The following is a 23,643-nucleotide window of genomic DNA, read 5'->3' as shown; positions in this document are numbered from 1 at the left end:
TTAATTCCTTCTATTTCCTAATAACATAGATGCAAAATAAAGTAGCTGCGCCAATGAACCCAATGCTGCAACAACGTAAGTTCTGGCCGCCCATTTTAAAGAATCTTCCGCACCTGCATATTCTTCTCTTGAAACTGTTCCGCTAGATTCCAGCCACTTCAAAGCACGGTTGCTGGCATCATATTCCACAGGTAAAGTGATAAATGCAAATAAAGTTGTCACTGCAAAAAGAACGACCCCAATCGCTAAAACAGTGGTGTTTCCATTGGGATTATCGATACTTCTTGTCGCGGCCATAATTGCAATGCCTGCAAACAAAACAAATTGTAATAAGTTTGAACTGATATTGACAATGGGAACCATTTTCGACCTCAATTGCAACATAGAATAACCGACAGCATGTTGAACAGCGTGCCCGCATTCGTGCGCAGCAACTGCAGCTGCAGCCGCATTTCTCTGCATATAAACAGCTTCTGAGAGGTTTACAGTTTTAGTTTCTGGGTTATAATGGTCTGTCAGCTGTCCCGGAACTGAAACGACCTGAACATCATTGATCCCATTATCTCTCAACATTTTTTCAGCAACTTCTTTTCCGGAAAGTCCATTTCTGAGGTGGACCTTGGAGTAGTATTCGAATTTCGATTTCAGCCTAGAGGAAACAATCCAGCTAAACAACATAGAAATCCCAATAATTAAATAATAACCAGTCATTTTTAATAAAATTTACATTAAAATAAATCTATGATTTTTGAGTAAAAATTATGCCAAAGCATTGCACATTTTACCTTAAAAACTATCTTTGTCTTATTGATAAGCAAGAATATGGAAAACATCATTATAAAGCAAGTGGTTACGGAAAGTGATTTGATAAAATTCATAAAATTCCCGATGGAATTGTACAAGAACAACCCGAATTTTGTTCCACCTTTAATCAACGATGAAAAAGACATTTGGAATAAGGATGAAAATCCTGCGTTGCAATATTCCCAGGCGAAACAATTTTTAGCTTATAAAAATGATAAAATCGTTGGTAGAATTGCGGTGATGATTAATAATAAGGAAGCTCAGGAATTAGGAATCAAAAAAGTGAGATTCGGGTGGATTGACTTTATTGATGACGAGGAAGTTTCCAAAGCTTTGATTGACGAAGCTATCAAATTCGCCAAAGAAAATCAAATCGATAAAATCGAAGGTCCAATGGGATTTACGAATCTTGACAAAGCCGGAATGTTGATTTTCGGGTTTGATAAATTGGCAACAATGATTGGAATCTACAACTTCGAATATTATCCGAAACATCTGGAGAAATTAGGCTTGGTTAAGGAAAAAGAGTGGGTAGAATTTGAATTGCAATTCCCTGACGTTTTACCAGAAAAAATAGAGAAATTCAGTGCTTTGATTGCTCAGAAATACAAATTGAGAACTTTAAAGTTTAATAACAAAAAAGAGATTCTTCCTTATGTAGAACCGATGTTTAAGCTTTTGGATGAAACTTACAAATCGCTTTCAACTTACACACCAATTTCGGACGAGCAAATCAAATCTTACAAAGAGAAATACTTCAGTTTTATTGATAAAGATTATATCACTTGTGTTGCGGACGAGAATGATAATTTGGTGGCTTTTGCGATTACAATGCCTTCTTATTCCAAAGCTTTGCAGAAAGCCAACGGAAAGCTTTTCCCTTTTGCTTGGTGGCATTTTTTACAAGCCGGAAAGAAAAATGACAGAGCTAATTTCTATCTGATAGGAATCCATCCGGAATACCAAAGACGTGGTGTTACTTCTATGATTTTCAAATCTATACAAATGAATCTAAAAAGCAAAGGAATCAAATTCTTGGAAACCAATCCCGAATTAGAAGAAAACAAGAATGTACAAGTTCTTTGGCAGGATTATCATCCGGTTCATCATAAAAGCAGAAGAACTTACTCGCTGAACATTGCAGATTGATTTGGTTAAACAGTTGTTTAACTAAATCATAATTCAACCCAAAATCTTGACCTCTAAAAATCTATCCAATTGAAAAAGCAACTCTACATCTACGCTGGTCTGATTATTCTGTTCGTAGCTTATAATTTTTACAAACCCGTAAAAGATGAAAGGTCAGATACTGTCATCAACATCTTGTTTGCCAGCGTATTATTTCTATACATCGCATACATTGCTTATCTTGTTCTTAAGAAGATAGGCAAGAAAGACCAATAAATCCTTATTTATAACAATTCTAAATTTTCAAAAAGAGACTTTTGTCTGCTCTACATAAGGCCGATAATTTAATATATTAAATCTTTATTTAGTATTTTTGCATAGTTAAATTTAGACTTTATGAATTTACCCGAAAATTATATTCCTATACTGATTCAAGCAGGGGTTGGTCTTGGTTTCGTCATCATTTCTTTGCTGGGCGCTCATTTCTTGGGACCGCAACAGAAGAAAGGAAATTCTGTAAAAAATCAGAGCTGGGAATGTGGAGTTGCTGTAGAAGGTAATGCCAGAACACCTTTTTCTATCAAGTATTTCCTAACTGCCGTATTGTTTGTACTCTTCGATATAGAAATCGTATTTTTTTATCCTTACGCTGTCAACTTCAGAGAATTTGGAATGGAGGGCTTTTTAGCGGTTCTTACATTCGTAGCCATTTTCTTTGTGGCGTTTTTCTATGTATGGAAACGAGGCGCATTGGATTGGGATAAATAATTAAAATAATTAGAAATTTTAAATGTCAAAATTCTAAATTAAAGTTAACATTAACAATAATTTACAATCTAACATTTATAATCTAAAATCACTAAAAATGTCAGATAAAAAACCAGTAATAAGAACAGATGCGCCAGCTCCGGAAGGATATGAAGGAGAAGGATTTTTCGCAACGAAACTAAGCAGTGTGATCGGGATGGCAAGAAAGTTCTCACTTTGGCCTTTGCCGTTTGCAACTTCTTGTTGTGGAATCGAATTTATGGCGACATTGAATCCAACATACGATGCATCAAGATTTGGGATGGAAAGAAACTCTTTCTCTCCAAGACAGGCAGATATGTTGATGGTTTGCGGAACTATTTCTAAGAAATTAGGACCAGTTCTGAAAGAAGTTTACACCCAGATGGCTGAGCCAAAATGGGTTGTTGCTGTTGGGGCTTGCGCTTCCAGTGGTGGTATTTTTGATACTTACTCAGTTCTTCAGGGAATTGATAAAATCATCCCTGTTGACGTTTATGTTCCAGGATGTCCGCCAAGACCGGAGCAGATTATCGAAGGTGTAATGCAGGTTCAGGCTTTGGCAGAAAGCGAAAGCATAAGAAGAAGAGATACACCTGAATATCAGCATTTATTGGATTCTTATAACATAAGTAACTAAGGGAAGAATGACGAACGAATTTGTATTAGAAGCTATCACAAGAGAATTTCCTGAATCTGTAATTTCAAGTTCAGAACCTTATGGAATGCTGACAATTGAAATCAAAAAAGATGATATCAAGAAGGTGATTCACTATCTTAAAGATTCAACTTTGGAATTTAATTTCCTAACTGATATCTGTGGCATTCATTACCCTGAAACTCCTGAGAAAGAAATAGGCGTTGTTTATCATTTGCATAATTTGATGGCGAATTTCAGATTGCGTCTGAAAATCTTTATGTCCAGAGAAAACATCGAGGTTGATTCTCTTGTAGAGTTATACGCCGGAGCGAACTGGATGGAAAGAGAAACTTATGATTTCTACGGAATAAAATTCAAAGGACATCCGGATCTGAGACCTATCCTTAATATGGAAGACCTAGGATATCATCCAATGCTGAAGGAATATCGTTTGGAAGACGGAACAAGAACTGACAAGAACGATGCAATGTTTGGAAGATAAGATAAATATAAATGATAAATGATGAGAGATAAATGATTATCGATTATCAAATATCAATTATCAATTATAATGAATATGAAAGACAACTCATTATCTAATATACTTAACCAATACGACAGCAAGGAACAGATCGACGGACAGTTGTACACGCTGAACCTTGGACCTACTCACCCTGCGACTCACGGGATTTTTCAGAACGTTCTTACAATGGATGGGGAAAGAATCCTTCACGCAGAGCAGACTGTTGGTTATATCCATAGAGCATTTGAAAAAATTTCTGAAAGAAGAAACTTTGCTCAAATCACTACACTTACAGACCGTATGAACTATTGTTCTGCTCCGATCAATAACCTTGGTTGGCATATGACAATAGAAAAACTGATCGGTGTCAAAGTTCCAAAACGTGTAGATTATATGCGTGTTATCTTAATGGAATTGGCAAGAATCGGTGACCATTTGATTTGTAATGGCGTAACAGGCATGGACTCTGGAGCAATTACTGGTCTTACCTATATGTTCATCGAAAGAGAACGTATCTACGATATGTATGAGCAGATCTGTGGGGCGAGAATGACAACCAATATGGGAAGAATCGGGGGATTCGAAAGAGATTTCACACCCAAGTTCCACGAGTTATTAAAAGATTTCTTAAAAACTTTCCCACCTAGATTTCAAGAATTTTGTAATCTTTTGGAAAGAAACAGGATCTTTATGGACAGAACGATTGGTGCAGGAGCGATCTCTGCAGAAAGAGCTTTGAGCTATGGTTTTACTGGTCCAAATCTACGTGCTGCAGGTGTTGATTATGATGTAAGAGTAGCACAGCCTTATTCTTCCTATGAAGATTTCGATTTCATCATTCCAGTTGGAACTGCGGGAGATACTTACGACCGTTTTATGGTTCGTCAGCAGGAGATTTGGGAATCATTGAAAATCATCAATCAAGCTTACGACAATTTGCCGGAAGGACCATTCCATGCGGATGTTCCGGAATTTTATCTTCCTGAGAAAGCAGATGTATATCAGAAAATGGAAGCGTTGATTTACCATTTCAAAATCGTAATGGGAGAAACCGATGTTCCTAAAGGCGAAGTTTACCACGCTGTAGAAGGTGGAAATGGAGAATTAGGATTTTATCTTGTGAGCGATGGCGGAAGAACGCCTTACAGACTACACTTCAGAAGACCTTGTTTTATCTATTATCAAGCGTATCCGGAAATGATTCAGGGTTCTGTAATCTCTGATGCGATTGTAACGATGTGTAGTATGAATATTATTGCGGGGGAATTAGACGCATAATTGAAATTATAAATTTTAGATTATGAATTATAAATTAATCTGAAATTGTTAATAATAAAAAATTATAAAATTGATAAGATTTTTAGACATTGATTTTCATCTAAAATCTAAGATCTAAAATCTAAAATCTTTAAATATGAGCGAAACAATTGCTTTTAAACCTGAAAGCTTAGCACAGGTTCATAAAATTATCGCAAGATATCCGGAAGGAAGACAAAAGTCTGCCCTTATTCCTGTTTTGCATTTGGCACAAAAAGAATTTGATGGTTGGCTGGCTGTTCCAGTAATGGATTATGTTGCAGAATTATTGAGTATCACTCCTATTGAGGTGTATGAAGTTGCAACCTTCTATACGATGTTCAATATGAAGCCGGTCGGGAAATATGTTCTGGAAGTTTGTAGAACCGGTCCTTGTATGTTGAACGGAAGTGATAATATCCTAGACCATATTCGTAAAAAACTGAATATCAAAGATGGAGAAACTTCTGAAGATGGGTTATTCACTTTGAAACCAGCTGAATGCCTTGGAGCTTGTGGATATGCACCAATGATGCAATTGGGAAAATTCTTTCATGAAAATTTAACAATAGAAAAAGTTGACGAGATTCTTGACCTTTGCAGACAAGGAGCCATCGCTTTAGATTAATAGTAAAGAAATGGGTAAAAAACTTTTACTTAAAAATGCACATATAGAGGGAATCCGTTACTTTGAAACGTATCGTAAACACGGTGGTTACGAAGCTGCGGAAAAAGCTCTTAAAATGAAGCCTGAAGAAATCCTGGAAGAAGTTAAAACTTCAGGACTTCGTGGTCGTGGTGGCGCAGGTTTCCCAACGGGAATGAAGTGGAGTTTCCTTGCAAAGCCGGAAGGTGTTCCAAGACATTTGGTCGTGAATGCTGATGAATCCGAACCGGGAACTTTCAAGGACAGATATCTGATGGAGTTTCTTCCTCATCTTTTGATTGAAGGAATGTTGATTTCGTCCTACACTTTAGGTTCCAATACGTCCTATATATATATCAGAGGAGAATATTCCTGGATCCCGGATATTTTGGAAGAAGCAATCGATGAAGCAAAAGCGGCGGGTTTTCTTGGAAAAAACATCTTAGGAACTGGTTTCGATCTGGAAATCTATGTTCAAAGAGGTGGCGGAGCTTACATTTGTGGTGAAGAAACTGCACTTCTTGAATCTCTTGAAGGAAGAAGAGGAAATCCAAGACTTAAACCACCTTTCCCTGCTGTAAAAGGTCTTTGGGAAAGACCAACAGTTGTGAACAATGTTGAATCTATTGCAGCAGTTGTACCAATCATCGAAATTGGTGGCGCTGAGTATGCTAAAATAGGCGTTGGAAGGTCAACAGGAACTAAATTGATTTCTGCCTGCGGTAACATCAACAAACCAGGCGTTTATGAAATCGATATGACCATTACGGTTGAAGAATTCATTTATTCCGATGAATATTGTGGTGGAATCCCGAATGGTAAAAAGCTGAAAGCCTGTATTCCTGGAGGAAGTTCTGTTCCAATCGTTCCTGCAAACTTATTACTGAAAACCATCAACGGAGAACCAAGATATATGAATTATGAATCCCTTGCTGACGGTGGTTTCGCTACTGGAACAATGATGGGTTCAGGTGGATTTATTGTTTTGGATGAAGACCAGTGTGTAGTCAATCATACAATGACTTTAGCAAGATTCTACAATCACGAGAGCTGTGGGCAGTGTACACCTTGCCGTGAAGGAACGGGATGGATGTACAAGATCTTGAAAAAAATAGAAAAAGGAGAAGGTAAAATGGAAGACATCGATCTGCTTTGGGACATCCAGAGAAAAATCGAAGGGAACACCATTTGTCCTTTGGGAGATGCTGCTGCATGGCCAGTTGCTGCTGCTATCAGACACTTCAGAGATGAGTTTGAATGGCACGTTAACAATCCTGAGTTGAGCCAAACTCAAAATTACGGAATAGCAAACTATGCAGACCCTATTCCAGCTGTGAGTAACAGTTAAATAAAGATTTAATAGAATTTGTATTTTCAAATTCACTAGAAATAATGAAGAAGTTCTTTGAATTAGTTTTTGTATTTTTTGTAGGAACAACAATGTTGTTTGGACAAAATCAAGACACAGTTGATAATTCCGGATATACCCAATCTAAGTTTTCCAAGGGAACAATGTTCGTTTTTTGGGGTTGGAATAGAGCAGGATTTAGTAAATCTGACATCAGATTTAAAGGAAATGGTTACGACTTTACCTTGCAGAATGTAACAGCAAAAGACAGACCTTCTGAATTAAGTATGGCTTACATCGATCCGACCAGGCTTTCGATTCCGCAATTTAATTTTAGACTGGCTTATTTTATTAAGGATAATCTAGCTGTTGTAATTGCTCAGGATCATATGAAATATGTGATGGATCAGAACCAGACTGTAGATATTAACGGACACTTTTCGGATCCAACTTATGCCAATATGGTTCAGAATGGTCAAATCAATTTATTAGATGAGCAATTTTTGACATTTGAACATACCGATGGACTTAATTATATCAATCTGGGTCTGGAAAAATACAAGAACATTTTATCCAAAAAAGATTTTAACATCTTTTGGGCTTATGGAGGCGGTATTGGTGCACTGATGCCGAAAAGTAATGTTAAGCTTTTTGGAAATGAGAGAAGTGATAGATATCATTTAGCAGGATTCGGGTTGGATGCGAGAACGAACATCGACCTGGTATTTTGGAATCATTGGATGGCAAGAGTAGAAGGAAAATTCGGTTATATCAATATGCCGGATATCAAAACTACTCTTAATAATAAGCCGGATAAAGCGAGTCAGGACTTCGTATTCTACCAGATCAATTTTGGGATCGGATACGTATTTAATAGAAAAATAAAGAATTAAAAATAGACTATTGCTGCACGCATATAGCCAAAAGCATAAGATATGAGCGAAGAAGTCAAAAAATTTAAAGTGACCATAGACGGACAAACTACCGAAGTTTTGCCTGGTACTTCTATCCTAGAAGCTGCAAGACAAATTGGTGGGAAATCTGTTCCGCCAGCAATGTGCTATTACAGCAAATTGGAGACCAGCGGTGGTAGATGTAGAACTTGTCTGGTAGAGGTTTCTAAAGGTTCTGAAGCAGACCCTAGACCAATGCCTAAATTGGTTGCCAGCTGTAGAACAGGTGTTATGGACGGAATGGAAGTAAAAAATCTGACTTCTGAAAAAGCACAGGAAGGTAGAAAAGCGGTTACCGAATTTCTTTTGGTAAATCACCCTTTGGATTGCCCAATTTGTGATCAGGCTGGAGAATGTCACCTTCAGGATCTGGGTTACGAACACGGTGTTGCCAATACCAGAACAGAATTTGAGAGAAATACTTATGATGCAGACGACATCGGTCCAAACATCAAACTGAATATGAACCGTTGTATCCTTTGCGCAAGATGTGTATTGGCTGCGAATCAGTTAACTGAAAAAAGAGAGCATGGAATCCTTTACAGAGGTGACCACGCAGAGATTTCAACAATGTTGAATAAAGCGTTGGACAATGATTTCATCGGAAATGTGATCGACGTTTGTCCAGTCGGGGCCTTAACAGATAGAACGGCAAGATTCGAAAGCAGAGTTTGGTTCACAAAACCTTACAACGCAACTTGTTCTTGTACAAAATGCAGCGGAAAAGCTGTACTTTGGATGAAGGGTGATACAGTTGTAAGAGTAACTGCAAGAAAAGACCAATACGGTGAAGTTGAGGATTGGATCTGTGATGAGTGTCGTTTCCATAAAAAAGACACAGCACTTTGGAATATCGAAGGTCCAAGACATATCGATAGACATTCTGTGATCTCTCTTAATCATTATGAGAAAAAAACAGACAGCTACAATATTTTGGATAATCCGGAAGCCAAGGAGATCGGTGTAGCAGACGAAAAAGAAATTGAAAAATTAGATAGTTAATTAAAAATTTAAATTCAACTTTTTTAAACTTTGAACTTTAAATTTTGAACTTTTAAAATATGGAATTACTGACTTTTAAAATCATATTAGTATTGGCGCTGTTCCTTTTGGCACTTACTATTGCCGCCTACTCTACTTGGGCAGAAAGAAAAGTGGCGTCTATTATGCAGGACAGAATCGGACCAAACAGGGCCGGACCGTTTGGACTATTACAGCCTTTGGCAGACGGTGGAAAATTTTTCTTTAAGGAGGATTTCACACCCGCTAACGCTGAAAAATTCCTTTTCATTCTGGGACCATCATTGGTGATGTTTATTTCATTGATCACGGGAGCTGTAATTCCTTGGGGTAAAACATTGAATTTCGGAGGAATTTCTTACGACCTTCAGGTTGCCAATATCGATGTTGGGGTTCTTTTCATCATCGGGATGGCCTCTATTGGAGTTTACGGAATCATGATCGGAGGCTGGGCCTCTAACAACAAATATTCATTATTAGGTGCGATCAGAGCTTCCTCTCAAATGATTTCTTATGAGTTGGCAATGGGATTAGCATTACTTTCTATCATTATGATGACAGGAAGTCTTGATCTAAAAGCAATTTCTGAAGCTCAATCTGCTGGAAAAATTTGGGGATTCATTCCTGCGATTTCTGGGATAAACTGGAATATTCTTTATCAACCACTAGCTTTCTTAATATTTTTTGTTGCTGCTTTGGCAGAGACCAACCGTCACCCTTTCGATCTGCCTGAATGTGAATCTGAATTGGTAACTGGTTATTCTACCGAATATTCATCAATGAAATTAGGATTATATATGTTCGGGGAATACGTGAATATGTTTATTTCTAATGCATTTATGGTTGTTCTATTCTTCGGAGGTTATAATTATCCTGGAATCGATTGGGTAACCCATAACTGGGGAGAAAATGTTGCGGGAGTATTAAGTATTGTTGCATTTTTAACAAAAACGATCATCGGGATTTTGATCTTCATGTGGATCAGATGGACACTTCCGAGATTCAGATATGATCAATTAATGCACCTTGGATGGAAAACTTTGATTCCATTGGCATTGGTAAATCTAATTGCAACAGGTGCTGTGATTTTAGCATTTGGAAATTAATTGAAATTGAAAATTTGATAATGAGGTGATGTGATTATTTGATTGAAAATCTAGTATCTAACATCTGGCTTCTAACATCTAACTTATATTAAATGAAACTTACTAACAGATCAAAAGTTGTTTCGAATAAAGAAATGACCATTGCGGAAAAGATCTACCTGCCGGCGATCTTCAAAGGAATGGGAATCACTTTTAAGCACGCCGTAAGAACCGTGATGAAAGGAGCACCTGCAGTTTATTCTTATCCGGAGGTTCAGAAACCAAGAGCCGAAATCTGGAGAGGCCAGCACGTTTTGAAAAGAGACGAGGAAGGTAGAGAAAGATGTACGGCTTGTGGACTTTGTGCCGTAGCTTGTCCTGCAGAGGCAATAACAATGACGGCTGCTGAAAGAACCAAAGACGAGAAGCATCTTTACAGAGAAGAGAAATATGCTGAGATCTATGAGATCAATATGCTAAGATGTATCTTCTGCGGAATGTGTGAGGAAGCTTGCCCTAAATCCGCTATCTATCTCACAGACAGATTGGTAGATGTAGAACAAAATAGAAATTCTTTTATCTATGGTAAAGAAAAGCTGGTTGAAAAAATCAATGCAAGGATTGACATCACAGAAAGACAATCTGAGAAACAAAAAAAGGCAGTAAAATAATGGATCAAGTTTTATTTTTCTTAGTCGCATTTTTAGCAATTTCAAGTGCTGTTTACTTTGTATTTGCAAGGAATCCTTTATATGCCATCCTTTCACTTATTGTGACGATGTTCTCTATCGCAGGAATGTATATTCTTCTCAATGCCCAATTTTTAGGAATCGTTCAGATCATTGTCTATACAGGTGCCATTATGGTATTGTTCCTTTATATTCTGATGATGCTGAACCTTAATAAAGAAGATGAAAGTAAGAAGGCGAACCTTCCGAAATTCATTGGTATTATTTCGGTTTGCATCTTGTTCGTAGGAATGTTAGGAGCTTATAGGGGTCTTTCCGGAAAAACAACTGTGGTGGATAATATCGACCATTCGGTTGGTTTGACCAAAAATCTGGGAAGGTTATTGTTTAACGAATATGTATTGCCATTTGAATTGGCCTCTATCCTGATTTTAGCAGGAATTGTAGGTGCTGTTCTTATCGGTAAAAAAGATTTATAAGATTATGGGAGGAGATGTAAATACATTTATACAGCAGATACCTTTGGAATATTTTATTATTCTGAGTACAGTTTTGTTCTGCCTTGGTGTTTTAGGCGTTTTGATCCGCAAAAATGCCATCGTAATATTAGGATGTGTAGAATTGATGCTTAATTCTGTGAATCTTTTATTGGCAGCTTTTTCTGCATACAAAGGAGATGGCAACGGTCAGCTTTTGGTTTTCTTCATAATGGTGGTTGCGGCGGCAGAAGTAGCTGTAGGATTGGCAATCATCGCAATGATGTACAGAAATACCAGATCTGTGGACGTAAGTATTTTTAATAAATTAAGAGGATAATAAAAGGAATGGAAAATTTAGTTTATGCGATCGTACTTTTACCTTTAGTTGGATTTCTTATCAACAGTCTTTTTGGAAAAAACCTTCCTAAAATATTGGTTGGAGGATTAGCAACATTGGTAGTTTTCGCTTCGTTTGTTATCAGTGCAAGTATATTTTTAGGCTTTGACAAAGAAAGTGCTCCTGTTATTGTAAAAGCTTTCGAATGGTTTAGAGTGAATGGGATCCAGGTTAATTTTGGTTTCCAAATTGACCAGTTATCATTGATGATGGTAATGATCATTACCGGGATCGGGTCATTGATACACCTCTACTCTATCGGTTATATGAGCCACGATAAAGGTTTCTATAAGTTTTTCGCTTATCTGAATCTTTTCATCTTCTCAATGTTGCTTTTGGTTTTAGGAAGCAATTATCTGATCCTATTCATCGGTTGGGAAGGTGTAGGACTTTGTTCCTATCTATTGATTGGATTCTGGTACACCAATGAAGATTATGGAAAAGCGGCAAGAAAGGCTTTCATCATGAACCGTATTGGTGACCTTGGTCTATTGATCGGGATTTTCGCGATCGCAGCCAATGTTAACGCTATCGATTATCTTTCTGTCGCTCAAAATGCTTCAAGTTTTGAATTAGATGGCACAACGATTATATTCATCACAGCAAGTTTGTTCATCGGAGCAACTGGTAAATCTGCCCAGGTTCCTTTATACACATGGTTACCGGATGCGATGGCCGGACCAACCCCGGTTTCTGCATTGATTCACGCTGCAACGATGGTTACAGCTGGGGTTTATTTGGTTGTAAGGTCAAACTTCTTATTCACATTAGCGCCAACAGTACAGGACGGAATTTTACTGATCGGATTCTTGACTGCGGCTTTAGCAGGCTTTTATGCACTTCGTCAAAACGACATCAAAAAGGTCTTGGCATATTCTACAGTTTCTCAACTTGGATTCATGTTCATTGCTTTAGGATTGGGGGCTTATACAACAGCAATGTTCCACGTAATGACACACGCTTTCTTCAAAGCTTTGTTATTCTTAGGAGCAGGTTCTGTGATCCACGCAATGAGTAACGAGCAGGATATGCGTTTTATGGGTGGACTGAAAAAGTACATTCCTATCACACACGCTACTTTTCTTATCGGAACATTGGCAATATCTGGTTTCCCGTTACTATCTGGTATGATTTCCAAAGACGAAATTTTGGTTGCAGCTTATGCTAAAAACCCGATCTATTGGGTAATGTTATTCATTTTAGCTGCTATTACCGCAACTTATATGTTCAGATTGTACTATTTGACTTTCCACGGACAGTTCAGAGGTACAGAAGAACAAAAACATCACTTGCACGAAAGTCCGGTGAATATGACCTTGCCATTGATCGTTTTGGCCGTACTTTCAGTTGTTGGAGGTTTAATTAATCTTCCTCACTTCATAGGACATGGTCATTATGCAAAACTATTGGAATGGTTGAAACCAGTATTGACAGAGCAGAGCTTCAGTGAAATGGAAGCAACTCTTTCCGGAGTTAATTTCAACACAGAAATGATTCTTCTAGGTGCTACGATATTAATGTTCTTCACAGTTTGGTTTTTTGTTAAGAATACTTACGTTAAGAAACAGAAAAAAGCACTTCCGGAAGAACAATATTCTGGATGGGAAAAATTATCCGCTAAGAAGCTGTTCGTGGATGAGATTTATAATGCCTGCATTGTAAGACCAATTGAAGAAGCTGGAAAAGCGGCGGCTATGTTTGATAAAGCAGTTCTTGACCCGATTGTGAATTTTATTGGTTTAGGGGCGCAGGATTCTGGAAGAGCGGCGAAACGTCTCCAAAACGGGAACGTGGAAAACTATGTGCTGATTATGTCATTGGCGATAGGAATTGTATTGATTGTTAACTTTATATTGAAATAATAATGTCCTGTTTACTATTAACATTATTACTTTTACCTCTCGTAGGTTCGGGTTTACTATTTTTCTGGAAGAATCCTTCCAGTAAATATATCGCATTGGCTTTTGCTCTTGCAGAGATGTTCATCGCATTTTATATGTTGGGAAATTTCGATTTCAATCCAACAGTAGATGCGCCATTGCAATATGAGATCACCTATCCTTGGTCGAGCTATATAAAAAGTAGTCTTAATTTTGGGATCGATGGAATGAGTATGCTGATGGTTCTATTGACGAACATTTTGGTTCCGTTGATCATTCTTTCTTCTTACAATGAGAGCAAAGGTTATCCTAATTCTTTCTATGCACTTATTTTATTGATGCAATTCGGATTGTTAGGTGTTTTCACATCTTTGGACGGATTGCTATTCTATATTTTCTGGGAAGTAACATTGATTCCAATCTGGTTGATTGCCGGAATCTGGGGACAAGAAGATAAAAGAATCAAATTCACAACCAAGTTCTTCGTTTACACATTCGTAGGGTCTTTGTTTATGTTGATTGGATTGATTTACGTTTACAATCACGCCGCATCATTTGCTTTGACAGATCTTTACAATGCTACACTTAATACAAACGAGCAAACGGTAATATTCTGGTTTATTTTCTTTGCATTCGCAGTGAAATTACCAGTATTTCCTTTCCACACTTGGCAACCAGACACTTATACATATTCTCCAACACAAGGTTCGATGTTATTATCGGGAATTATGTTGAAGATGGCCGTTTACGGTGTTATGAGATATCTGTTACCAATTACACCTTTAGCAATTGGCGGAATTTCAGGAGAAATCGTTATCATTCTTTCTGTAATCGGAATCATTTATGGAGCATTGATTGCTTTGATTTCCAATGACAGCAAACGATTGATCGCCTATTCTTCTCTTTCTCACGTTGGGCTAATAGTTGCTGGAATATTTGCATCGGCTGTTGTAACAATGCGTGTTGGACTTGACTTCGAAGGTGCTCAAGGTGCAATGATCCAAAGTTTTGCACACGGTATTAACGTTGTAGGATTGTTCTACTGCGCAGATATTCTTTATAAAAGATTCAAGACTAGGGATATCCGTCAGATGGGAGGTTTGGCAAAAGTCGCTCCCAAATTCGCCATCTTGTTTATGATCATCTTGCTTGGAGCAACAGGAGTTCCTTTGACCAATGGATTCATCGGAGAATTTATCTTATTGAAATCTATTTTCTCATACAATCTAATCATGACAGTTTTAGCAGGTTTGACATTGATCCTTGCTGCAGCTTATATGTTGAGATTCTACGGAAAAACAATGTTTGGGAAAGGAGACGACGCTGTTTTGGCGACAACCAAAGATATCAGTTCTGTGGAGTTCACAGTATTGGCAAGCTTAGCAGTTTTTGTAATTGTTTTAGGTGTGTATCCACAACCCGTTATAGAAATGGTAACAAGTTCTGTACGATTCATCTATGCTTCTATGCTGAATTAGAATCAAATTTGAAATCAGTTTTCAGATAAAAAGAAATATTAAATAAAATTCAAAACGGACATCGGCTTCCGGTTTCCGACGAAATAAATAAAGAAATGAGTGTTTTAATAGTTTTATTCCTTACGGCAATTCTGGTATTATTTTCCGGTGTTTTCGAGAAAGGCAAATATGCAAGATACATCGGAATCTTAGGATTGATTGTTGGTCTGGGAATTAGTTTTCTTCCGGAATGTGAGTTTTTTGCTCAGTACAAATCGATGTATGACTACAGTTACAATGCGGCTCTGTTCACAAAAGTATCAATCGTTGTCACTACTCTTCTATTCTTTTTGGGAGGATTTGCATTCAGTAATCACAGAAGTCATCAGTCAGAATTATATGCATTGATGTTGTTTGCACTTTGTGGAGGAATCGTATTATTTGGATTCCAAAACTTGGTAACATTATTCATCGGGATAGAAATTTTGTCAATTCCTTTATATGTAATGGCTGGAGCTAATAAAACTGACCTTCGTTCTACAGAAGCTTCTATGAAGTATTTCTTGATGGGAGCATTCGCAACCGGATTTCTTTTGTTTGGAGTCGCTTTGGTTTATGGAAGTGCTGGAAGTTTTGACCTTTATGCAATTCATGATTTTGCTTACAACAATCCTAAGAACTTAATGCTGATAATGGGAGCTATCCTGATGTTGTCCGCATTGGCATTCAAAGTATCGTTGGCACCATTCCATATGTGGAGTCCTGATGTTTATCAAGGTTCTCCTTCATTGATCACTGCTTTTATGGCATCTGTCGTAAAGATCTCCGGATTCTTCGCCTTGTTCAAATTAATGACGATTGCTTTCGGAGGAATTGCAGGAGACTGGATCAATATATTAGGTGTTTTCATCATCCTGACTTTGCTTTTGGCAAACGTAATGGGATTGGTTCAGACCAATGCGAAAAGAATGCTCGCCTACTCTTCTGTTTCACACGCAGGATATATTTCATTGATATTCTTTGGAATCAATAACTTCTCGACCTATATCTTAGGATACTATTTATTTGCATATTCTTTGGCAACAGTTGGAGTTTTCATCAGCTTGATCTGGGTGGAGAAAATCAAAAAAGAAACATCGTTTGCAGCGTTTAACGGTCTTGGAAAAAGAGAACCTTTATTAGCGGTGGTTTCTACGGTCTCTATGCTATCAATGGCTGGAATTCCTTTGACAGCCGGTTTCATCGGGAAATTAGGAATCTTCAATCAGGCAGTTGCTGGACATTATGAATTCCTGGTTCTGATTGCCGTTCTTGGTTCAGCCTTGAGTATCGCTTATTATCTAAGGCTGATTATCGCAATGTTCTTCTACAAAGAAGACAACTTTCACAATACGGAAAGAGCTAGTATCACTTACAATATCGTTTCTGTGGTCATCATTTTAGCTTTGGTCTCTATGGGAATTGTTCCTGATATTTTTGCTAAAATTTTCGGATTATAGAAATTTAACACAACAAAATATAAACCTGATTCGGCCTGAGTCAGGTTTTTTTTATGAATGATTTGGGCGCCTTTATCCGCCCTCCGTTCCCGCTTTTTTCTTTTTGCTCAAAAAAGAAAAAGAGCTCCACTCAGGTCGGGGCGCACATTTCAGTACAAAACAAACCTTCACTTTAATAATAAACTTTTGTTTAATTTTCACTGCCAATTCCTTCAAAAAACTTAATTTTATTCAAAATATATTATCAATGAAGAGATTATTAATGTTTTTCTGTTTTGTGACAGTTAGTTTTAGTTTTGCCCAGATCAATCCAGTCGAAGAAAATTTCACAAAAAAAGAAGTTTATATCCCAATGCGAGACGGAACAAAATTGTTCACTATCATCTACATTCCTAAAGATATTTCAAAAAGCAACAAGTATCCGGTCATTATGAACAGAACTTGTTACAGTATTGCACCTTATGGAGAAACTAATTTCAGAAAAAAATTAAGCCCCAATCCTTTTATCGAAAAAGAAAAATATATTTTCGTATTTCAGGACGTTCGCGGAAGATATATGAGCGAAGGCACTTTCACGAATATGACACCACAAGTTGACCATAAAACAAAGAAAGATGTTGACGAAAGCACCGATACTTATGATACTGTTGACTGGTTGGTGAAAAATGTACAATACAACAACGGAAAAGTTGGGCAATACGGAACTTCTTATCCCGGATTTTATACAGCTGTTGGGACTTTGGCTAATCATCCGGCTTTGGTTGCATCTTCACCTCAGGCACCAATCTCAGATTTCTGGTATGACGATTTTCATCATAATGGTGCTTTTCTGATGAGCTATTTTAAGACCTTCCCAGTATTTGGCGTTAATAAAACTAAGCCTGAAAAAGAATCTTGGTTCGCAGATAAAATGATAAAGCCAACTTCTGATGATGGTTATCTTTTTTATAAAAATATGGGAACACTGAAAGATGGTGTTGACAAGTATTACAAAGACAACTTCTTTATGCAGGAAGTTGTTGAACATCCAAACTATGATGAATTCTGGCAAAAAAGAGATCTTTTACCTCATCTTAAAAATATCAATCATGCGGTGATGACCGTCGGTGGCTGGTATGACGCAGAAGATCTGCGAGGCCCTCTGGAAATCTACAAAACCATAGAAAAGTCTAACCCGAAAGCTAAGAATACCATCGTAATGGGACCTTTTTCCCATGGTGGTTGGAATGTAGAATATGGGAAACACTTTCATAATGATATCTATTTCGGAGACAGCATTGCTACATTTTACCAGAAAAATATTGAGCAACCTTTCTTCCATCATTATCTGAAAGAAGACTCCAAAACTGCAGCAAAACTTCCTGAAGCTTATATGTTCGACACAGGCAAAAAACAATGGGAACAATTCGAAAATTGGCCTCCGAAACAGACTCAGAAAGTATCATTTTATCTTGATAACTCGGGAGCTTTAGCCAAAAACATCTTAAATCAGGTTGCTTTTTCAGAATATACTTCCGACCCAAACAAACCGGTTTTAAGTAGTGAGAATTACAAAGACATGAATGGTTTCACCCCAAGAAATTATATGAGTGAAGACCAGCGATTCGCAAGCTACAGACCAGACGTATTGGCTTTTACAACTGATGTTCTGGATAATGATGTTACTTTCGCTGGAGAAATTTTAACCAAATTAAAAATAGCTTCTACTTCTACCGACGTCGATTTTGTTGTGAAATTGATTGATGTCTATCCTGCAGATGAAAAAGCAGATCCAAACAAACCAAATGTAGTTTATGGAAACTACCATCAAATGGTAAGGAGCGAAATAATGCCTGCCAGGTTCCGTAATAGTTTTGAAAAACCAGAAGCTTTGTCCCCTAACAAAGAAGAAATCGTGAATGTGAAATTACAAGATGTTTTACATACATTCAAAAAAGGACATAAGATCCAGATCCAGCTTCAAAGCACATGGTTTCCATTGATGGCAATCAACCCTCAGAAATTCCTTGAAAATCCTTATAAAGCAACAAAGGAAGATTATACAAAAGCCCATATAAAAGTATTCAATAGCAGCTCAATTGAAATTGATGTTTTGAAATAAAAGCAAAAGCACAAACTTAGGTTTGTGCTTTTTAATTATAGTGATTTGATAACTTCCGAAGCAATCTCGTAGGATTTCGATTTCTTATCAAAGTCATAAATATTACCGGAAACTATGATCTCATCTGGTCTGTGATCTTTTACAAATTTGCTTAATTTCTCTCTCAAAGTTTCCTTATTTCCTACAAAAGTTTTGGCGGCCATTCTATTGAGATGAAGTGCAACCTCATCAGAAATATCAGCCAGTTCTGTTTCTTCCGGTGGTAAGAGTGGTTGTCTTTGGTCTGTCAAAATATTAACAAAGGCCTGAAAATGCGATGTTGATAAATAATGAGCTTCATCCACAGAATCCGCACCGATAATATTGATGCAAACCATCACATAAGGCTTGTCCAAAAATTCTGAAGGTTGAAAATGTTCTCTGTAAATTTCCAAAGCAACCTCTAATTGTGACGGTGCAAAATGTGCTGCAAACGCATAAGGCAATCCTAATTTAGCTGCCAAAAAAGCAGAATCAGTGGAACTTCCCAAGATATAAAATGGAACATCGGCCCCTTCTCCTGGAATCGCTCTTACTTTGGATCCAGAATTTTCTTTGGACATGTATTTTTGAAGTTCCTTGATATGAAATTCAAAATTGTAATTGGGATTGAAGTTATTTCCCCGCAAAGCCGTAGCCGTCAACATGTCAGTTCCTGGCGCTCTTCCCAATCCAAGATCTATTCTTCCGGGGAATAATCCATCCAATGTCCCAAACTGTTCTGCAACTGATAAAGTTGAATGGTTCGGAAGCATTATTCCACCCGATCCGACTCTCAGAGTTTTCGTTTGTGATGCAATGTGCCCAATTAAGATCGAAGTTGAAGCACTTGCGACATTCGGAAAGTTGTGATGTTCGGAGAACCAATATCTTGTAAACCCAAGTTTTTCAGCCAATTGTGCAGACTGAACGGATTTTTGAAACGTTTTATTTATATCATCTCCTTTAACAATAGTTGCCAGATCCAGAATTGAATATTTTAAAGCCATATATTTTTACTTTATTAAGTCATACAAAGTTAAACCAAAACATATTTTATTAAAAAAATCATTACAATAGAATTAAAATATTATATTTGATATAACAATTAAAAAAAACATTATGATTAAAAAACTATTTGCTGAATTTTTCGGCACATTTTGGTTGGTTTTCGGAGGTTGCGGAAGTGCGATCTTTGCTTCACAGATTGCTCCAGCGTCCAATGGACAATTGGGAATCCTTTTGTTAGGTGTCGCTTTGGCATTCGGACTTACGGTTCTTACCATGGCATATGCTGTAGGACATATTTCGGGTGGGCATTTTAATCCGGCTGTATCTTTTGGTCTTTTGGCCGGTGGCAGATTTCCAGGAAAAGATCTACTTCCTTATATTGTGGCACAATGTGTTGGCGCTATTGCAGCAGCAGCAGCTTTAAGTTTTATCAACGGAGGTTCTGGTGACGGAAGTGCAGGTGCTTTTGCCTCTAATTTTTATGGAGAAGCAGTATATTTTGGAAAAAGTTATTCTTTGGGAGCTGCGTTTTTGACAGAATTCCTTTTGACCACTTTCTTTTTGATAATCATATTAGGAGCAACAGATAAATTTGCCAATGGAAAATTTGCAGGAATTGCCATTGGTCTGGGTTTAACTTTGATCCACTTGATCTCTATTCCAATCACTAATACCTCTGTAAATCCAGCGAGATCTCTTTCTCAGGCTATTTTTGCAGGAAGTTTTGCTTTGTCACAAGTTTGGCTATTTTGGGTAGCTCCAATTTTAGGTGGAATCACCGGTGGTTTGATCTACAAATTCTTATTACAAAAAAATGATGTTGAAGTAGCATAAAAACAAATTAAATCTATAATATAAAACCTCGAAAATAAATTTCGGGGTTTTCATTTTTTAGGACTGAAATTATTTTTGAATATTAATTCCTCTTGTTTTCCTTTCAATTCAAATTTTTTGATCAAGAGATTACGAGCGAGATTCCGTATAAAAAGTTCTTTATCACATAACGTCCAATAAGAATCTTCATGAATGGTTTTAGGTTCTCTGATCTTGTAAAAAGTTGTTTCCCAATTATCTTCATTATGATAAAATTCTATGATTCCGCAATGTTCAGGAATATCATTATAACTAATCATTCCCATCGGTAAAAGAAAGCTGAACGAATTACAGATATAATCTCCACAACCGATCTTATCATGCTTTAGAAACTTCTCTCCAGTTGTTTGGTTGGTATAGAATTTCTTAAAATCATTTTTGAAATCGGACTTGGATAATTTGATCTCGATCTCATGACTAAAACCTAGATCATTAATTAAAAGAATATCAGCTTCCCAATCGGAATGGAAAAAATTGGTCAAAACGATCTCCTTATCGAAATCACAATTGGCATTAACAAAATTGTGAACAAGCTCTTCTATTTTCAACATCCCTGATATGTTCTAATATTTCCGAACTGTGACGTGGTAACAGCTTTGCTGCTTTTCTTTGACGTAAAATATGCGTCCAAGATTTTTGTAATATTCAAGAATTTTCTCCAGCTCTTTTTCAAGTTTTGTATTGACCTTCAGTTTATGATCAAATCTAACATATGAGATGTCAAAAGCAGCTCCATAATTATGAGAACTTATCCCTAATGATGCATTGGAATTGACTTTTCTTAATCGGCATTGGTCTTCCAAAGTTCTTGTGACAGATGACACCACAAAGAAACTCTTGGTCTCGGTTGCAAATTTATTTCCCATATTTTCCAGTGTCGTTCTTGCTTTTTTCACCAAATAAGGCCGACTGTATTCCAAAGTCTGTAAACGATAACCACGTGACTTCTTTTTTACTTTAACGAATTTTCCTTTAGCTATGTATTTGTCAACTGCTTTGGTGCTTTCCAAGATATTGACCCCGAAATTTTGCGCAGCTAGTAAATGAGGTTTGTATAGTTCGGTTGGCTCCACTTTCAGAACCGTCTTCAGATCATAACATTTTTGTGATTTGAAAACAGAAAAAAACAACAGAAAAACCAAAAATAACAATCTCATTTAATAGAATACTTAGATAATTAAATTTGTGTTTTTTCAAATATAATTAATTATAAATAAAATACAAATTTAAGATACCAAAAGACTACAACCACGGATATCGGAATGATCAATTCTTCCTAAAACTTGGAATGTATCATTTTCAATTCTTCCCAAATCCTGAGTCGCAATAAAAGAGCAGGAATGCCTGTTTGCCAGATCGATGATATTAATGGCACCTGTTCTCCCATCTTCAACATAAGAAAATGGGTCTTCGGTATTTCTGATTAGGATTCTCATCCAATTTGGACTTTTATAGGTATTTTCTCCTAAAGAATATGCCTGGGAAAGTAGCTCCGTCATCGAATATTCTGAGTAGATCTTTTCCGTTTTGAATCCGTTTTGAAAAATTTTCAGCAACTCATCTTTTGTCATTTCTTCTTTTCTTCCTTTCATTCCACCTGTTTCAATTACAGTAAGAGTGTTGGAGAATTGGAGCGTTTGGGAATTTGGATCACAGAAATCCAGAAAATCCAACAATGCGAATGAAACTCCGAAAAGAATTACTTTTTTATCAATTAAAGTTTGAAGCAGATCAAACAATTCCTGATGATTATAAAGAAAGTATCCATTTTCTGGTTTATCAGATCTCTTTATCAGATAATCAATCATATAAATCAGAGACGAATGTGGATTTTCAGAATAATTGGGCAATAATCCCAGAAAAATATAGTCTTCCGGTTTACCAATAAATTGCTCAAAACTTTTGTAAATACTCTCCTCATAAAGCGAAAAATCGGCAATATAATGCTTGGAACGATTCGTTTGTGTGGTTCCGGAACTTTGGAAATATTGTTCTGAAGAAAAATTACTGTCCAAAACCAAATGATTTTTGAAAATCTCAATCGGTAAAAACGGCACTTCAGATACCTGTTTTATGCTTGATGGATCGATATTTAAATAATCAACAAACTTTCTGTAAACTTCTACATTTTCATATTGATAACGAAAAGTTTCCAAACAAGCTGTTTCGAAATCAGATTCGGTTTGTATGTCGAAAATATTCTGCTTCATTGCTTTCAAATCAGATTTTGAAATTTAATCTTCAAATTTTTTCACATCAAACGATTGTCCATCATAAACACCATAAGTAAAATAGACAATCCAATCGCCAAGGTTGATATATTTTGCATCCTTTCCCAGATCAAAAACCAAAGGAAGATGACGATGTCCAAAAACAAAATAATCGATATTTTCGGTTTTAAGCTTTTCCTTGGAATATTGTATTAGAAATTCTTTGTCTTCTCCCAGAAACTCTTTGTCCTCTTCACCGGATATCAATTTATTTTTCTGAGACATGTAATTGGCAATTCTCATTGCAATATCAGGATGTAACCAACGGAAAGCCCACTGGGCCAAAGGATTGGTAAAGACCTTCTTCATTCTCTTGTAGCCTTTATCACCTGGGCCAAGGCCATCGCCGTGTGCCAGAAGAAAGTTTTTATCAGAGATCTCGTAATATCTTTTTTCAAAGAAAACCGGGATTCCCAATTCCTCCTCGAAGTAATTTTTCATCCAAAGATCATGATTCCCAACAAAGAAATAGATATCAATTCCAGAATCTTTCAGTTCCGCAATTTTTCCCAAAACTCTGATGTAACCTTTCGGAACCACATATTTCCACTCATGCCAAAAATCAAAGAGATCACCCATTAAAAAAAGAACTTGTGCATCTTTTTTTATAGAATCTAACCAACGGATAAACCTCTCTTCCCTAATTCGGCTTTGTTGCAAATCAGGAACTCCGAAATGTTGGTCGGAAGCGAAATATATTTTTTTACCAGATTGTAGATCGATCTGCATAAAAATCAATT

25 protein-coding genes are annotated in these 23,643 nt (G+C 36.9%); 19 read left to right on the top strand and 6 right to left on the bottom strand.

The window, feature by feature from the left end:
• Positions 1-711 (bottom strand): zinc metallopeptidase, encoded by a 711-nt coding sequence (locus BLT30_RS04695; RefSeq protein WP_089871861.1) that lies wholly within the window; start codon positions 709-711, stop codon positions 1-3.
• A 111-nt stretch (positions 712-822) separates the two neighbouring features.
• On the opposite strand from BLT30_RS04695, the gene BLT30_RS04690 reads away from it, so the two are divergent.
• The 18 genes from BLT30_RS04690 to BLT30_RS04605 all read left to right on the top strand — a co-directional run bounded on the left by BLT30_RS04690 (position 823) and on the right by BLT30_RS04605 (position 18,731).
• Positions 823-1,953, top strand: coding sequence for a GNAT family N-acetyltransferase (locus tag BLT30_RS04690; protein WP_089871859.1), 1,131 nt, complete (start codon positions 823-825; stop codon positions 1,951-1,953).
• Between the two features lie 69 nt (positions 1,954-2,022).
• Positions 2,023-2,208: a hypothetical protein gene (locus BLT30_RS04685; RefSeq protein WP_089871857.1), complete on the top strand. Its 186-nt coding sequence runs from the start codon at positions 2,023-2,025 to the stop codon at positions 2,206-2,208.
• A 120-nt stretch (positions 2,209-2,328) separates the two neighbouring features.
• Positions 2,329-2,700, top strand: a complete 372-nt coding sequence (locus tag BLT30_RS04680; protein WP_089871855.1) for an NADH-quinone oxidoreductase subunit A — start codon at positions 2,329-2,331, stop codon at positions 2,698-2,700.
• 97 nt (positions 2,701-2,797) lie between these two features.
• Complete coding sequence (locus BLT30_RS04675; protein ID WP_089871853.1) at positions 2,798-3,358, top strand: NADH-quinone oxidoreductase subunit B; 561 nt, start codon at positions 2,798-2,800, stop codon at positions 3,356-3,358.
• 7 nt (positions 3,359-3,365) lie between these two features.
• Positions 3,366-3,860 carry an NADH-quinone oxidoreductase subunit C gene (locus tag BLT30_RS04670; protein ID WP_089871851.1) on the top strand — a complete coding sequence of 165 codons (495 nt, stop codon included), beginning with the start codon at positions 3,366-3,368 and terminating at the stop codon, positions 3,858-3,860.
• Positions 3,861-3,935: 75 nt separating this feature from the next.
• A complete protein-coding gene (locus BLT30_RS04665; protein ID WP_089872907.1) occupies positions 3,936-5,159 on the top strand; it encodes an NADH-quinone oxidoreductase subunit D in 1,224 nt (407 codons plus the stop codon).
• Positions 5,160-5,295: 136 nt separating this feature from the next.
• Positions 5,296-5,805: an NADH-quinone oxidoreductase subunit NuoE family protein gene (locus BLT30_RS04660; protein ID WP_089871849.1), complete on the top strand. Its 510-nt coding sequence runs from the start codon at positions 5,296-5,298 to the stop codon at positions 5,803-5,805.
• A 10-nt stretch (positions 5,806-5,815) separates the two neighbouring features.
• Positions 5,816-7,171, top strand: coding sequence for an NADH-quinone oxidoreductase subunit NuoF (gene nuoF, locus BLT30_RS04655; RefSeq protein ID WP_089871847.1), 1,356 nt, complete (start codon positions 5,816-5,818; stop codon positions 7,169-7,171).
• 44 nt (positions 7,172-7,215) lie between these two features.
• Complete coding sequence (locus BLT30_RS04650; protein ID WP_089871845.1) at positions 7,216-8,064, top strand: hypothetical protein; 849 nt, start codon at positions 7,216-7,218, stop codon at positions 8,062-8,064.
• A 42-nt stretch (positions 8,065-8,106) separates the two neighbouring features.
• A complete protein-coding gene (locus BLT30_RS04645; RefSeq protein WP_089871843.1) occupies positions 8,107-9,126 on the top strand; it encodes an NADH-quinone oxidoreductase subunit G in 1,020 nt (339 codons plus the stop codon).
• A gap of 59 nt (positions 9,127-9,185) precedes the next feature.
• On the top strand, positions 9,186-10,250 hold the full coding sequence (gene nuoH / locus BLT30_RS04640) for an NADH-quinone oxidoreductase subunit NuoH (RefSeq protein ID WP_089871841.1): 1,065 nt from the start codon (positions 9,186-9,188) through the stop codon (positions 10,248-10,250).
• 92 nt (positions 10,251-10,342) lie between these two features.
• Complete coding sequence (locus tag BLT30_RS04635) at positions 10,343-10,900, top strand: NuoI/complex I 23 kDa subunit family protein (protein ID WP_089871839.1); 558 nt, start codon at positions 10,343-10,345, stop codon at positions 10,898-10,900.
• Positions 10,900-11,397 carry an NADH-quinone oxidoreductase subunit J family protein gene (locus BLT30_RS04630; protein WP_089871838.1) on the top strand — a complete coding sequence of 166 codons (498 nt, stop codon included), beginning with the start codon at positions 10,900-10,902 and terminating at the stop codon, positions 11,395-11,397. Before BLT30_RS04635 ends, BLT30_RS04630 begins: the two co-directional genes overlap by 1 nt.
• Positions 11,398-11,401: 4 nt before the next feature.
• Positions 11,402-11,734, top strand: a complete 333-nt coding sequence (gene nuoK, locus BLT30_RS04625) for an NADH-quinone oxidoreductase subunit NuoK (RefSeq protein ID WP_027384481.1) — start codon at positions 11,402-11,404, stop codon at positions 11,732-11,734.
• A gap of 8 nt (positions 11,735-11,742) precedes the next feature.
• Positions 11,743-13,656: an NADH-quinone oxidoreductase subunit L gene (gene nuoL, locus BLT30_RS04620; RefSeq protein ID WP_089871836.1), complete on the top strand. Its 1,914-nt coding sequence runs from the start codon at positions 11,743-11,745 to the stop codon at positions 13,654-13,656.
• A gap of 2 nt (positions 13,657-13,658) precedes the next feature.
• Complete coding sequence (locus BLT30_RS04615; protein WP_089871834.1) at positions 13,659-15,152, top strand: complex I subunit 4 family protein; 1,494 nt, start codon at positions 13,659-13,661, stop codon at positions 15,150-15,152.
• A 95-nt stretch (positions 15,153-15,247) separates the two neighbouring features.
• Entirely contained in the window at positions 15,248-16,630 is a 1,383-nt protein-coding gene (locus BLT30_RS04610; protein WP_089871832.1) for an NADH-quinone oxidoreductase subunit N, read from the top strand.
• Positions 16,631-16,877: 247 nt separating this feature from the next.
• The gene (locus BLT30_RS04605) at positions 16,878-18,731 is read left to right on the top strand and encodes a CocE/NonD family hydrolase (protein WP_089871830.1); all 1,854 of its coding nucleotides are present in this window, start codon (positions 16,878-16,880) and stop codon (positions 18,729-18,731) included.
• Positions 18,732-18,766: 35 nt separating this feature from the next.
• Here BLT30_RS04605 and BLT30_RS04600 read toward each other — a convergent pair whose 3' ends face one another.
• Positions 18,767-19,759, bottom strand: a complete 993-nt coding sequence (locus BLT30_RS04600) for an LLM class flavin-dependent oxidoreductase (RefSeq protein ID WP_089871827.1) — start codon at positions 19,757-19,759, stop codon at positions 18,767-18,769.
• Positions 19,760-19,874: 115 nt separating this feature from the next.
• Between BLT30_RS04600 and aqpZ the strand changes: the two genes are divergently transcribed.
• Entirely contained in the window at positions 19,875-20,594 is a 720-nt protein-coding gene (aqpZ, locus tag BLT30_RS04595; RefSeq protein WP_089872905.1) for an aquaporin Z, read from the top strand.
• A 50-nt stretch (positions 20,595-20,644) separates the two neighbouring features.
• Here the strand turns inward: aqpZ and BLT30_RS04590 are convergent, their stop codons facing one another.
• From BLT30_RS04590 to BLT30_RS04575, 4 genes are all read right to left on the bottom strand, one after another.
• Complete coding sequence (locus BLT30_RS04590; RefSeq protein WP_089871825.1) at positions 20,645-21,184, bottom strand: hypothetical protein; 540 nt, start codon at positions 21,182-21,184, stop codon at positions 20,645-20,647.
• Positions 21,185-21,196: 12 nt separating this feature from the next.
• Positions 21,197-21,790: a DUF5715 family protein gene (locus BLT30_RS04585; RefSeq protein WP_089871823.1), complete on the bottom strand. Its 594-nt coding sequence runs from the start codon at positions 21,788-21,790 to the stop codon at positions 21,197-21,199.
• A gap of 69 nt (positions 21,791-21,859) precedes the next feature.
• Positions 21,860-22,843, bottom strand: a complete 984-nt coding sequence (locus tag BLT30_RS04580) for a LuxE/PaaK family acyltransferase (protein WP_089871821.1) — start codon at positions 22,841-22,843, stop codon at positions 21,860-21,862.
• A gap of 24 nt (positions 22,844-22,867) precedes the next feature.
• A complete protein-coding gene (locus BLT30_RS04575; RefSeq protein ID WP_089871820.1) occupies positions 22,868-23,632 on the bottom strand; it encodes a UDP-2,3-diacylglucosamine diphosphatase in 765 nt (254 codons plus the stop codon).
• Positions 23,633-23,643 lie beyond the last annotated feature (11 nt).

The organism is Epilithonimonas hungarica (genome assembly GCF_900102265.1).
Lineage (GTDB): Bacteria > Bacteroidota > Bacteroidia > Flavobacteriales > Weeksellaceae > Epilithonimonas > Epilithonimonas hungarica.
The sequence above is the reverse complement of the archived record's forward strand: the minus strand, read 5'-3'. Positions and strand labels throughout refer to the sequence as shown.